Origin of the sequence: Salibacterium qingdaonense (assembly GCF_900114715.1) — a bacterium.
Classification (GTDB): Bacteria; Bacillota; Bacilli; order Bacillales; family Marinococcaceae; genus Salibacterium; species Salibacterium qingdaonense.
In genome coordinates, this window is the sequence record NZ_FOTY01000009.1 from 42,038 (window position 1) to 55,528 (window position 13,491).

At 49.2% G+C, this 13,491-nt stretch carries 13 protein-coding genes; 9 read left to right on the forward strand and 4 right to left on the reverse strand.

Translation table 11 applies throughout. From position 1 onward, the window contains the following. Positions 1-30: 30 nt before the first annotated feature. From BM058_RS09070 to BM058_RS09080, 3 genes are all read left to right on the forward strand, one after another. On the forward strand, positions 31-1,050 hold the full coding sequence (locus BM058_RS09070; RefSeq protein ID WP_090926718.1) for an NADP-dependent oxidoreductase: 1,020 nt from the start codon (positions 31-33) through the stop codon (positions 1,048-1,050). Positions 1,051-1,071: 21 nt separating this feature from the next. Further along, positions 1,072-2,013: an aldo/keto reductase gene (locus BM058_RS09075; protein WP_090926719.1), complete on the forward strand. Its 942-nt coding sequence runs from the start codon at positions 1,072-1,074 to the stop codon at positions 2,011-2,013. Positions 2,014-2,363: 350 nt separating this feature from the next. Continuing rightward, on the forward strand, positions 2,364-3,947 hold the full coding sequence (locus BM058_RS09080; RefSeq protein ID WP_090926720.1) for a catalase: 1,584 nt from the start codon (positions 2,364-2,366) through the stop codon (positions 3,945-3,947). A gap of 347 nt (positions 3,948-4,294) precedes the next feature. On the opposite strand, the gene BM058_RS09085 is transcribed toward BM058_RS09080, so the two are convergent. Further along, the gene (locus tag BM058_RS09085; protein ID WP_090926721.1) at positions 4,295-5,101 is read right to left on the reverse strand and encodes a ZIP family metal transporter; all 807 of its coding nucleotides are present in this window, start codon (positions 5,099-5,101) and stop codon (positions 4,295-4,297) included. A gap of 243 nt (positions 5,102-5,344) precedes the next feature. Here BM058_RS09085 and BM058_RS09090 point away from each other — a divergent pair, with 243 nt between their 5' ends. The 4 genes from BM058_RS09090 (at position 5,345) to BM058_RS09105 (ending at position 9,104) form a co-directional block, all read left to right on the forward strand. Further along, the gene (locus BM058_RS09090) at positions 5,345-6,298 is read left to right on the forward strand and encodes an ABC transporter permease (protein WP_090926722.1); all 954 of its coding nucleotides are present in this window, start codon (positions 5,345-5,347) and stop codon (positions 6,296-6,298) included. Next, positions 6,288-7,238: an iron chelate uptake ABC transporter family permease subunit gene (locus tag BM058_RS09095; RefSeq protein ID WP_090926723.1), complete on the forward strand. Its 951-nt coding sequence runs from the start codon at positions 6,288-6,290 to the stop codon at positions 7,236-7,238. Before BM058_RS09090 ends, BM058_RS09095 begins: the two co-directional genes overlap by 11 nt. Then, positions 7,232-7,987 (forward strand): iron ABC transporter ATP-binding protein, encoded by a 756-nt coding sequence (locus tag BM058_RS09100; protein ID WP_090926724.1) that lies wholly within the window; start codon positions 7,232-7,234, stop codon positions 7,985-7,987. The genes BM058_RS09095 and BM058_RS09100 overlap by 7 nt, the downstream gene beginning before the upstream one ends. Positions 7,988-8,075: 88 nt before the next feature. After that, entirely contained in the window at positions 8,076-9,104 is a 1,029-nt protein-coding gene (locus BM058_RS09105; RefSeq protein WP_407690171.1) for a siderophore ABC transporter substrate-binding protein, read from the forward strand. 340 nt (positions 9,105-9,444) lie between these two features. Here the strand turns inward: BM058_RS09105 and BM058_RS18010 are convergent, their stop codons facing one another. Both BM058_RS18010 and ilvD read right to left on the reverse strand, forming a co-directional pair. Next, entirely contained in the window at positions 9,445-9,705 is a 261-nt protein-coding gene (locus BM058_RS18010; RefSeq protein ID WP_143083005.1) for a hypothetical protein, read from the reverse strand. Between the two features lie 173 nt (positions 9,706-9,878). Next, positions 9,879-11,576: a dihydroxy-acid dehydratase gene (gene ilvD / locus BM058_RS09110; RefSeq protein ID WP_090926726.1), complete on the reverse strand. Its 1,698-nt coding sequence runs from the start codon at positions 11,574-11,576 to the stop codon at positions 9,879-9,881. Between the two features lie 257 nt (positions 11,577-11,833). Between ilvD and BM058_RS09115 the strand changes: the two genes are divergently transcribed. Both BM058_RS09115 and BM058_RS09120 read left to right on the forward strand, forming a co-directional pair. Then, on the forward strand, positions 11,834-12,133 hold the full coding sequence (locus tag BM058_RS09115; protein WP_090926727.1) for a hypothetical protein: 300 nt from the start codon (positions 11,834-11,836) through the stop codon (positions 12,131-12,133). Between the two features lie 123 nt (positions 12,134-12,256). Further along, entirely contained in the window at positions 12,257-12,448 is a 192-nt protein-coding gene (locus BM058_RS09120; protein WP_143083006.1) for a hypothetical protein, read from the forward strand. 23 nt (positions 12,449-12,471) lie between these two features. Here BM058_RS09120 and thpD read toward each other — a convergent pair whose 3' ends face one another. Then, complete coding sequence (gene thpD, locus BM058_RS09125) at positions 12,472-13,416, reverse strand: ectoine hydroxylase (protein ID WP_090926729.1); 945 nt, start codon at positions 13,414-13,416, stop codon at positions 12,472-12,474. Positions 13,417-13,491 lie beyond the last annotated feature (75 nt).

Sequence of the window (13,491 nt, forward strand, 5' to 3'; positions counted from 1 at the left end):
CGTGATATTACTAAAGGGAGATGTGGTACCATGCCCGAAACAAATGAAAAAATTCTATTGGCAGAACGCCCGGAAGGTATGCCTTCCCACGAAACCTTTAACTATCAGGAAGAACCCATCGAACAACCGCAGGACGGCCAGGTTCTTGTGAAGACGATATACTTATCGGTCGACCCTTACATGCGCGGCCGGATGAGCAGTGCAAAATCATACGTTGAACCGTTTGGAGTCAATGAAGTTATTAACGGCAGTGTTGCCGGCGAAGTGGTGGAATCCAAGTCCAGCTTGTTTGAACCAGGAGACAAGGTCATGGGAATGCTCGCCTGGAAACGGTACAATACAATCGAAGATGCCGCAGTCCGCAAAATTGACGACACTATTGCCCCGTTGTCCGCCTATTTAGGAATTCTTGGTATTACAGGACTCACCGCTTATTTCGGCATGCTCGATATCGGAAAGCCGGCCGCCGGGGAAACAGTGGTTATCTCCGGAGCAGCCGGCGCGGTCGGCATGGCGGCCGGACAGATTGCAAAGCTGCGCGGTGCCCGCGTTGTCGGTATTGCCGGCACAAATAAGAAGACAGAGTATCTGAAGAATGAACTCGGTTTTGATGAGACGGTTAATTACAATCAAGTGTCTGATCTGACAGCTGCTCTGGCAGAGGCCTGCCCGAAAGGCGTTGACGTCTACTTTGACAACGTCGGAGGTCCGGTGTCGGATGCTGTGATGTCCCAGCTGAACGATTTCTCCCGGATTCCGGTCTGCGGCGCGATTTCTTCCTACAACAAAACAGAAGCCGACGTCGGCCCGAGAGTGCAGCCGATTCTTGTGAAGAGCCGGGCCTTGATTCAGGGTTTTATTGTCGGTGATTACGCTTCCCGTTTTCAGGAAGGAAGCGAGAAACTGGCTGCGTGGCTTTCGGAAGGAAAACTGACGTATGAAGAAACCATTGTAGAAGGATTTGAGAATGTACCGGATGCATTTCTCGGTTTATTCACCGGTGAAAATCTCGGCAAGCAGCTCGTGAAAGTCAGTGAGCCTTCGAAGTAAACAGGGAAAGGATGATTTAGAATGAAAAAAGAAACAACACTCGGCCGCTCCGATGTTACGGTTCATCCCATTGGAGTCGGCACGAACGCAGTAGGCGGCCACAACATTTATCCGAACCTGGATGAAGAGCAGGGCAAAAAGGTTGTCCACGATGCTCTTGATTATGGGATGAACTTTCTTGATACAGCGTATGCTTACGGAATGGGCCGTTCTGAGGAACTTATCGGTGATGTAATAAAAGAACGCGGAAACCGCCGTGAAGCAGCCATTGCGACGAAAGCGGCCCACTCTTTTAAAGACGGAGAGATGGTTTTCAACAATCATCCTGATTTTCTGAAGCAGGCGGTGGAAGACAGCCTGAAGCGTATGCAGACGGATTATGTGGATCTCTTTTACATTCACTTTCCAGATGAAGACACGCCGAAAGCCGAAGCTGTCGGTGCATTGCAACGGTTACGGGAAGAAGGCAAAATCCGTTCCATCGGTGTGTCCAATTTCTCTGTTGATCAGCTGAAAGATGCGGACCAGGATGGACATGTGGATGTTATCCAATCAGAATACAATCTGTTTAAGCGGGGCGCGGAACAGGATATGCTGCCGCTGGTGCAGGAACGAGGCATCACGTTTATTCCGTACTTCCCGCTCGCTTCCGGTCTGCTTGCCGGGAAGTATGATCAACATACAACGTTTGCAGCTGACGATATCCGTGCGAACAGTCCGATGTTCCAGGGAGAAACGTTCAAAGAGAACTTGGAAAAAGTAGATCAGGTACGCCGCATTGCGGAAAATAAAGGAGCCGGCACGGCCCACGTTGTCCTTGCCTGGTATTTAACAAGAAACGCAGTGGATGCTGTGATCCCCGGCGCCAAACGGCCGGAACAGGTGGTAGATAACCTGAAAACCATCGACGTCCATCTCACAGACGAAGAAACGGCTGAGATCGACCGTATCTTCAAATCATAAGAAGTAAATCCCGGATGCCGGCTGCGCATCCGGGATTTTTTTGGACGCCATGTCTGTGGATGAGAGGGGTAGAGCAGTGGTAACAGACAGAATGGCTGGCAAAGTGTCTGTAAAAACAGGTTATGGACCATTTTGTCTTATATTTCCTCCCGAAGTGTCCAGTAAAAAAAAGTACTGGACACTTTGCATGTCAACATGTCTGTTATTTCGGTTTTACCGACACTTTCCACAGTAAAATGGTTGTAACGGTGCGCCGTGCACATGCCGGTCCGTTCATTTTTTTAACTTTCGTCTGTCATAATCTCAGGCCTCCTGGCAATAATGAAGAAAAGAGGGAGGCGATACGCACGATGTATGACAAAAACAAGTATCAGCATGAAAAGAAAGAAAACCTGACGAACCGGCAGGGGCATCCGGTCACTGACAACCAGAATACGCGGACCGTAGGAAACCGGGGCCCGACAACCCTTGAAAACTATGATTTTCTCGAAAAAATCAGCCATTTTGACCGGGAGAAAATTCCCGAGCGGATCGTGCACGCCCGTGGAGCCGGAGCGCATGGTTATTTTGAATCCTACGGCATGGTCGGAAAGGAACCGGCATCCACGTATACACGAGCGAAAGTATTTCAGGAAAAAGGAAAGCAGACACCGGTGTTTGTCCGGTTTTCGACAGTGAACCACGGCAAGCATTCGCCGGAAACGCTGCGTGACCCGAGGGGGTTTGCGGTGAAATTCTACACCGAAGACGGAATATGGGATCTTGTCGGTAACAACTTGAAGATTTTTTTCATCCGGGATCCCATCAAGTTTCCTGATTTCGTCCACGCGTTTCAGCCGGATCCGGCGACGAACATTCAGGACGGGGAGCGGATCTTTGACTTTATCTCGCAATCGCCGGAAGCGATGCATATGATTACGTTTCTATTTTCGCCGTGGGGCATTCCGGCGGGGTATAGACATATGCAGGGGTCGGGTGTGAATACGTACAAATGGGTGAATGAAGATGGAGAATCCGTATTGGTGAAGTATCACTGGGAGCCAAAGCAGGGCATCAAGAATCTGACCCAGGACGAAGCGGACCATATTCAGGGAAAAAATTTCAATCATGCGACCCAGGATTTGTTTGAAGCGATTGATGAGGGCGACTATCCGGAATGGGAATTGTACGTGCAGATTATGAGTGATGAGGAACACGCGGAACTGGATTTTGACCCGCTTGATCCGACGAAACTGTGGTATAAAGATAAGTTTCCGTGGCTGCCGGTCGGTAAAATGGTACTGAACAAGAATCCGGACAACTATTTTGCAGAAGTGGAACAGGCGGCTTTTGGTACCGGCGTACTGGTGGACGGCCTTGATTTTTCCGATGACAAGCTCCTGCAGGGGCGCACGTTTTCCTATTCCGACACGCAGCGCTACCGTGTCGGCACCAATTACCTGCAGCTTCCTATTAATAAACCTGACAAGGAAACTGTTACAAACCAGCAGAAAGGACAGATGGATTACCGGACTGATTATGCCGGCCCCCGCAACCCGCATATTAACTATGAACCATCGTTCATCGAAGGGTTGAAGGAACAGCATAATCCGGGAACGGAACATGAGCCTTATGTATCGGGGCGTCTGAAACGTGAATCGATCAAGCGTACGAACAACTTCGGCCAGGCCGGTGAAACATACCGCCGTCTCAGTGACTGGGAACGAAATGATCTGATCAACAACCTGGTCAACACGTTAAAAACCTGTCACACCGGAATTCAGGAACAAATGATTTCCCTGTTTCATGAATGTGACGAAGAGTACGGCAAAAGGGTGGCTGAAGGGTTGAAGATGGCGGATGAAAATGGAAGCAGCGGTCCGATTGCGACCGATGGCAGTGAAGAAGCTGTGATGGAAGCGGAAAAAACTGGACATGTGTCGGATCCGTATTAAGAAAAGAAAGAATGGCAGAAGGGCTTTTTTCAGACCCGGGGACACTATCTGTTTGAAAAAAACGCATGAACGGTCGTGGAAACTGTTTTGGGAGACACTATAGTACTGGCCCGGGAGTTTAGTGTCCCCGGGCACTCCTATTAAGCCACTAATGATTGATTTCAGCAGCTTAGTGTCCACGGAATGATGTTCTGTGGACACTAACGCCTGATCTCAAGCTGTTAGTGGATACAGCCAAAACGCTGCTGCAAAAGGCTGTTTCAATCTGTACAAAAACGAAGCTCCCGCCTATCCTGATCAATAGACGGGAGCTTCGTTTGTACCCGGGTTCTTTTGATTATCCTGCCTCACCCAAGTGCGACATCCAGTGTCATCATGACAGCAAACCCGATCATGAGACAGATGGAGGAGAGCTGGACGTACCCGCGTTCCTGGGATCCCGGGATGATTTCTTTGGCGACGACAAAAATCATGGCACCAGCCGCGAAACTCAAGGCATAAGGCAGAACAGGTTCAATCATAATAATGGCAAAAGCTCCGATCACAGCCGAAATTGGTTCGACCATACCGGAAAACTGTCCGTACATAAAGCTTTTTCTCCTCGACATCCCTTCCCGCTGAAGCGGCATGGATACGGCGAGCCCCTCCGGGAAATTCTGAATCCCAATGCCGAGGGCGAGCGCGACGGCCCCGCCGATGGACGCTGTGGTTATATCACCGGCAAGAGCCCCGAAAGCAACACCAACCGCCAGTCCTTCCGGTATATTGTGAAGCGTTACGGAAAAGACGAGCAGGGCGGTCCGGTGTTTGGCCTTCGTGTCTTTGATTTCCGTGAAATACCGTTCATCACGGAGCATCGGCAGCATTCTGTCAACGAGAAGCAGCAGGGCGCCGCCAAGCAAAAAGCCGATGACGGCCGGAATGTAGCCGGGAACACCACTTTCTTCCGCTCGTTCAATAGCCGGAGACAGAAGGGACCAGAAACTGGCTGCGATCATGACTCCGCCGGCGAATCCAAGCATGCCGTCCATCACACGGTAATTCGCCCCTTTGGAAAAAAAGACAGCTGACGCACCGAGAGCTGTCATGAACCACGTAAATAAACCAGCCAGCAGCGCCTGCATAACTGGATGCAGCGATAGAAAGTATTCCATTTTTTTCTCCACTCCCTTAATGTTGATCTATTCATATTTTTTTGCCTTAGGTAAACTTTTACATTCATGCTACTCCTCCCTGTCGAACCCTGTCAAACAAAATACGTTAGATAATATTGACAAACACATCAAAACTGGTAGAATGATAATCGTTATCAGTTAAGTTGATAATGATTATCATTTTTAAATTGTGCGCGCAGGTATAAATGATCACTTGAAAAGAAGAGAGAGTATGGGACAACTATGAAAAAAAGATATTTGGCAGCAGCACTGCTGGTACTGTCCTTTGCCTCGGTCTTTATCGGTGTCACACCGATATCGCCGCTGGACCTGTTTGATTTAACAGAAGACCAGGCCCACACCCTCGCAGTCAGTCGTCTGCCGAGGCTGGCAAGCATATTGATCGCAGGGATGAGCATGAGTATCTGCGGTATGATCATGCAGCAGTTAAGCAGAAACAAATTTGTATCACCTACGACGGCGGGAACGATGGATTCCGCCAGGCTCGGTATTCTCGTTTCCCTGATGATTTTCAGCAATGCGTCACCACTTGAAAAAGCAGCAATATCTTTTGCCTTTGCGCTGGCAGGGACGTTTGTATTTATGAAAATTCTCGAACGGATCAAATTCAGAGATACCGTGTTTATACCGCTGGTCGGGTTGATGTTTGGGAACATTATTGGTTCTGTAACCACTTTTTTTGCATACAAAAACAATATTATTCAGAGCATGTCGTCGTGGCTGCACGGGGATTTTTCAATGATTATCAGCGGCCAGTATGAATTGATATATGTCAGTCTCCCCGCTCTTATCCTGGCGTATGCTTTTGCCAACAAATTCACGGTCGCGGGGATGGGGGAAGACTTTTCCACCAACCTCGGTCTTGATTACCAGAAAGTAGTCAACATCGGTTTAATCGTCGTGGCGGCTGTTACTTCTGTTGTTGTCCTGACCGCAGGTATGATTCCGTTTCTCGGCCTCGTGATCCCAAACATAGTAAGCATCTTCCAGGGGGACAATCTACGGAAAAACCTTCCACATACAGCGCTTCTCGGTGCCGTATTCGTATTGTTCTGTGACATACTCGGCCGGGTTATCATTTTTCCATACGAATTATCAATCGGTCTGACCGTCGGGGTGATCGGAAGCGGCATCTTTATTTATTTGTTGTTGAGGAGAAAAGCATATGAGTCATAAGGCCAAAATATTCGTGCTGGCCGTGCTTGCTGCAGTTTCCCTGGCGTTGTTCATGTTCCAGGGGGTGGAAGGAAACTGGAGTTATGTGCTGGAAAGCCGTGGCAAAAAGGTACTGGCCATCAGCTTGACAGGGGCAGCCATCGCATTTTCAACGATTATTTTTCAGACGCTTACGAACAACCGCATTTTAACACCGAGCATTATCGGGATGGATTCCCTTTACATGCTGACGCAGACGGCCATTATCTTCTTCTATGGATCCGATACACTGACCATTGCGAACAAACAGCTGAACTTTTTCCTTTCGGTTGGTTTAATGATGGTATTTGCCGTGCTTTTGTATAAATTCCTGTTCCGGGGAGAAGGACGCAATATTTATTTTCTTCTTTTAGTCGGACTGGTCTTTGGCACCTTTTTTGAAAGCATTTCTTCCTTCATGCAGATGCTCATTGACCCGAATGAATTTCTGATTGTACAGGACCGGATGTTTGCCAGTTTTAACAACGTGCAGACCGAACTGCTGTTGATATCGTGCGTGGGGATGGTTCTGGTGTTTCTTTATTTTCTGCCGGCTGCGAAATATCTTGATGTTCTGGCTCTTGGCAAAGAACATGCCATTAACCTCGGGGTGAATTACAAGAGCGTAGTAAAACGGCTCCTTCTCGTTGTTGTTGTACTGATATCCATTGCTACAGCGCTTGTCGGGCCGATTACCTTTCTTGGACTGCTCGTTGCAAACGTTGCCTATGAGTTTATGAAAACGTACCGGCATAAACCGTTGATAATAGCAGCCATTCTGATAAGCATTATCGCGCTCGTGGCCGGGCAGATGCTGGTGGAGCGGGTTTTCGCCTTTTCCACAACGTTAAGTGTCATTGTTAATTTTACCGGCGGTGTCTACTTTATATACCTTCTGTTAAAGGAGAATAGAAAATGGTAAACGTGAAGAATTTATTCAAAACATACGGAAACCAGACCGTGGTAAGCGACGTGTCCGCAGAGATTGAGCCTGGTAAGATTACTACATTTATCGGGCCGAACGGAGCCGGCAAAAGTACCCTGATGTCCATGGTGAGCCGGTTGATTGAAAGGGACAGTGGAGACGTGCTGCTGGATCAAAGAGATGTTTCCGGGACGCCGTCGAGAGAGCTTGCCAAGCAGATTGCCATCCTGAAACAATCCAATGAAATGAATGTCCGGCTGACGGTGGAGGAACTTGTCACGTTCGGCCGTTTCCCCTACTCACAGGGGAGACTTACTTCCGAAGACCGGCGTTATGTGAAAGAAGCCATCACGTATATGGAACTGGATGAAATGAAGGACAAATTTCTGGATCAGCTGAGCGGCGGCCAGCGTCAGCGCGCCTTCATCGCTATGGTTATTGCGCAGGATACCGATTATATTCTGCTCGATGAGCCGTTGAACAATCTGGATTTAAAGCACTCGGTCCAGATTATGAAAGTTCTTCGTCAATTGGTTGATGACCTCGGAAAAACCGTGGTTCTGGTCATACATGATATTAATTTTGCATCCTGTTATTCCGACTATATCATCGCGATGAAAGATGGAGAGGTCTTCAAGGAAGGGACTACCGATGAAATCATTGATCGCGAAGTACTGCGGGATATCTATGAGCTGGATATGACGGTTCATCATATCGATCAGCAGAAAATCTGTGTGTATTTTTAAGTACAAAAAAGGGGGGAGACACAGGTCAACGTCATCATAAAAGAAATCAGATTTCAGGTTTTAAAATAAAAAGGGAGGAATGAACATGTTGAAAAAATGGAATTTGATGATCGCAGGAGTGCTGCTTGCTATGGGGATGACCGCTTGCGGAACGGATAACAGTGAGGAAGCCTCCAGCGGAGAAACATCCGGTACGTCCGGTGACAGCGCCGCCGAAGAGAGTGCATCATCGGAAGGAAACGCAAGTGAAGAAGACGCAAATGGTGAAAGTACCGAAGCTGAAGAGATAACCGTTTCCCATGAACTGGGAGAAACGACCGTTCCGAAAAATCCGGAAGACGTTGTGGTGTTTGACTTCGGAAGTCTTGATACGCTGGACACTCTCGGAGTTGATGTAGCAGGATTACCTAAAGGAACGGTGCCGGGCTATTTGAGCCAGTATGACAGCTCCGAGTATGAAAACGCCGGTGGCATCAAAGAGCCGGATTTTGAAAAGATAGCGGCGATGGAACCCGGCCTCATCATCATCTCCGGAAGACAGTCCGGCGCTTATGAAGAATTGAGTGAGATTGCACCAACGATTTATATGCAGGTTGATACGCAGAATTACTGGGATTCTTTTGCTTCCAATGCGCAGACACTCGGCGAGATTTTCGGTGAATCAGACCAGGTGGATGAGAAACTGGCTTCCATCGAAGATAAAGTAGAGTCCCTTGAAGAAGAAGCTTCTTCCGCTGACGGTGAAGCCCTTGTCGCGCTTGCCAACAACGGGGAACTGAGTGCTTATGGTGCGGGCTCCCGGTTTGGTGTCATCCACGATGAATTCGGGTTTGCCCAGGTGGATGAAAACATAGAGACTTCCACGCACGGACAGAGTGTGTCGTTTGAATACGTGAAAGAAAAGAATCCGGAGTATTTGTTCGTCATTGACCGGACAGCTGTGGTAGGCGGAGATGTGTCTGCTGAAGAAGTGATTGAAAATGAACTCACCGAACAGACGAAAGCCTATAAGAATGACAATATCGTCTACCTGAATCCGGAGTACTGGTACATTTCCGGTGGCGGTTTGCAATCTGTGCCCGCCATGGTGGAACAGGCATCAGCTGCTCTCGAATAGAATGTAACAGGAAAGAGACTGGGTAAAACCAAAAATACCGAACGATTTCTCAGTGAATCGTTCGGTATTTTTTTGTTCTGCATCCTGCCATCGCTGTGTTGACAATCTTTATAGGAGCTCTTTTTCATTTGGGATCTGCAGCAGGGCTGTGGCTGATCCGGGCTGGGGTGCTTCCGTGGACACTAACCCGCCCGGGAGCATACCTAGTGTCCACGGAAGTAGTGTTCGTAGACACTGTAACTCTTCTGCCGGCGGTTAGTATCTATTAATTTCCTCCAAGGGACACTACATTCCGATTTCAACGGCGCAGTGTCCACAACATGATGCTCCGTGGACACTATCATTGAAAAATAAGGGCGTAGTGTCCAAGGCCTGATAGATGAAAGCGGAAAGAGCTTTTTAATTCCATCCCATAAAAAATAGTCTGGAACAAAACCCGTATAAGATAGAAAAATGCCGAACGATTTAAAAAAATCGTTCGGCATTTTTCGTTGCTGAGACAAACCGCTGCGCCAAAATACTTCGCTTTTACTCCAGAGCACAAGGGCGACATCGATTCGCCGGGGCTCATCGTGTCTTCTTTGCCGCGGGCACGGCTCAAGCCTCCTCGGAAGAAAATCGCTTCCTGCGGGGTCCCCGAGACTCGTGCTGTTCCCGCAGGAGTCGAAGCATTTTGGCTCCGCTGCCATTAGACTGTTGAGCAACGATGCAAGACATTCGTGTTGTCCTCCGCCTATTTTACTTTTGTCCCAGACTCGCTGCAGTCTCGTTTTTCTAGAATAAATTTTCGTCAGTGACGGCGCCTTTTGCGCTGGAGGAGACGAGTTTGGAGTATTTGGCAAGTGCACCGGTTTTGTAGCGCGGTTCAAATGGTGCGCGGTGGCGGGCACGTTCTTCGAGCTGCTCGTCCGTTACATCAAAGTTGATCTCCTGCGTGTCACTGTCGATGGTGATCGTATCTCCGTTTTGCAGCAGGGAGATCGGTCCGCCGGCGGCTGCCTCCGGCGCAAGGTGGCCGATCACAAAGCCGTGGGATCCGCCGGAGAAGCGGCCGTCGGTAATAAGAGCGACTCTTCCGCCAAGCCCGCGGCCGACAATCATGGACGTGATGGAAAGCATTTCCGGCATCCCCGGTCCACCTTTCGGACCGACATTGCGGATCACAAGCACGTCGCCTTCCACAATTTCACCGGCTTCGATGGCTTTTGTTGTTTCGGCTTCACTGTCGTACACTTTGGCCGGTCCTTCGAAACGGCTGATTTTCTGGCCTGACATTTTCGCTACCGCGCCCTCGGGAGCAAGGTTTCCTTTCAGCACGACGAGAGGCCCCTGCTGTTTGATCGGATCATGCAGCGGTTTGATGACGTCCTGGCCTTCTTTCAGGTCTGGTGCATCTTCGAGGTTTTCCGCGAGCGTTTTGCCGGTAACGGTGAGGCAGTCTCCGTGAAGCAGTCCTTCCTGATGAAGCATTTTCAGCACGGCCGGTACACCGCCTGCTTCATACAGATCCTGCATGACATACTGTCCGCTTGGTTTTAGGTCCGCGATATGCGGCACGTTTTTGCGGATGCGTTCGAAATCGTCGTACGTCAGGTCGACATCAGCGGAGCGGGCAATCGCGATAAGGTGCAGAAACGCGTTGGTGGAACCGCCGAGTGCCATCACAACGGTGATCGCATTTTCAAACGCTTCTTTGGTCATGATATCACGTGGATAAATTTCTTTTTCGAGAAGGTCGGTGATCATGGCACCGGCCTGGCGGCATTCTTCTTTCTTATAATCATAAATGGCAGGTGTAGACGAAGAGCCGGGGATACTCATGCCGAGAGCTTCCACCGCCGCTGCCATTGTGTTGGCAGTGTACATGCCGCCGCAGGCTCCGGCGCCGGGACAGGCGTTACACTCCACCCGGTGAAGCTGCTTTTCATCAATGGTTCCCTGCTGATACTGCCCGACGGCTTCAAAGGAAGAGACAAGGTCGATGTCTTTGCCGTCGAGTTTGCCGGGCTGGATGGTTCCTCCGTATACATAAACGGAAGGAAGGTTCATCCGGCCGATGGAAATCAGGCAGCCCGGTGTGGTTTTATCGCAGGCACCAATGGCTACAAATCCGTCCAGACGTTCCGCGCCGGTGACGGCTTCGATGGAATCCGCGATAATGTCCCGGCTCGGCAGGGAATAATTCATGCCATCGTGTCCCATCGAGATACCATCGGAAACAGAAATCGTATTAAAGATCATCGGGGCAGCGCCGCTGTCGGATGCTCCTGTCTTTGCCGACCGCGCCAGCTCGTCAATATGTATATTACATGGCGTTACTTCTGTCCATGTGCTGGCTACGCCGACCATCGGTTTCTGAAAATCTTCATCTTCAAAACCTACGGCGCGGAGCATAGCACGGTTCGGAGCCCTGTTGGGATCGTCACTGATTACTTTACTGCGGATGCGCAGGTCTTTGTTTTCTTCCGTCATTCATTAACCCTCCCAAGTGATGTTCTATCCTATATAGGTAGATAAGGTTTGTGTATTTTGTGAAAGAAACCTTATTCTCATAATACTAGGACTCGGACTGACTATCAATTGTATCTTATGACAATGTCAAAAAATTTCTCCTATTTGTCGTTCTGGCCATCCTGCTGCTTGTTACGACATGTGATGCCATAAAGATTGTATGTTACTGTAGGATGAAATGGTAAATAAACGATGGAACTAAAGGCGGCTGATGGCACATGATGTACGGTAGAAAATGGAACGTCATTATTATCGTTTTGGCGGTGGTTGGACTTTTCGCACTCGTGGGAGACAACGTGGGGATGGTGGTATCCATTCTTACTGCGATATTTCTCTTCTATACAGGAGCCAGGCTGCTGCGACGAGCAGGATCGGGAATTTCTGTTGCGTCCGGGCTTATATTATTTGTTATCGGTGCGCTTGTGCTTGCCGGATCGATTTCGTTCTGGGCAGGTATTGTGGTGCTGGCGGCCGCAATGGGGATGCTTTGGAAGCAGCGCAGGGACAGTGCAGCGTGAAACCCCTGAATCAGCAGACCGGCACATTGTTCTGCATAGAAAAGAGTCCTCTGCATAGAATGGATGGAAATCATCCTGGCGGGAGGACTTCTATTGCATATCCCTGTCGTGAGGGCCTTTATTATGCTGGTAGTATGTGTTGTGCTCTTCTTTACAGCCCCTGTGTTTTATGAAGAAGCAAAGGGATACCCTCTGCAGGTGATTGGTTTTACCGGCATGGTGTTTTCCCTGTCTTATGGAGTGCTTCTCTGCCGCGAGCCGACCTGGTCAAAGCAGCAGAAAGAAAAGAAGGATCAGCTGCACGGAAGCGGCTGATCCTTCTTTTAGTATGCCCGGCATTAATTTCGTTTGATGCGGTGGGACACGTTTTGGAGACGGTCTTTGATCGGTTTAATCGGTTCGGTGTTCTCCCGGTTTGCTAGAAACTCCGGACGCGGCGGCTGCCCCGAAAACGGATCCTGCAGTTTGTTTTCCACCGAATTGAATACGAAAAACACGTTGCTGCGCGGATACGGTGAAATGTTGCCGGCGGATCCGTGCATCGTGTTGCAGTCAAAGAACAGGACGGAGCCCGCCGGCCCTGTAGCGCGGTCGATGCGGCCGTCCGCACGATCAACCAGACGTGTCATACTGTCATTATCCGGCACACCGGTTTCCTGTTTTTTTAACGAACTCTTATAGTTCTGTTCCGGCGTGGCTCCCGGGCATGATACAAACCATTTCTGCGATCCCGGCACGAGCATGAGGGGACCGTTGAATTCATAGTTGTCCGTAAGTACAATCGAGCAGCTTACTGCGCGCATATCCGGCATGCCGTCTTCCTGATGCCACGTCTCAAAGTCCGAATGCCAGTAGAACTCCTTACCTTTAAAGCCTGGCTTAAAATTTATCCGGGACTGTGTGATGTAGACCTGACTTCCAAGAAGCTGCTGTGCGACCTTTACGATGCGTTCATTTTTGGCAAGAGCCTGAAAGAAACCGCTGTCTTTGTGGATTTCAAAAACAGACCGTATTTCATTGCTTCCAGGTTCTTTAATCACATCGTCGGCACTGCGGTTCTGATTGTACTCCATCGTCCGCTGCAGTTCACTTTTCATGATGGATACTTCATCATCATTGAACAATTTCTCAAACAGTAAATAGCCGTTCTCCCCAAAAGCATTCATCTCTTTTTCGCTGAGAGGACCATCTGAGAATGCAGGATTACGGTGAACTACAGGATCTTTCCGTTCCATCACCTGAGCCTGCTGCCCGTTTCTGGAAGGATATTTATCGACTGCCATTACACCATCACTCCTTTTCCTATTATTCTGTTAATGAAATGGCGGGTCCGTCACACTCTTACCCGTATATATTAT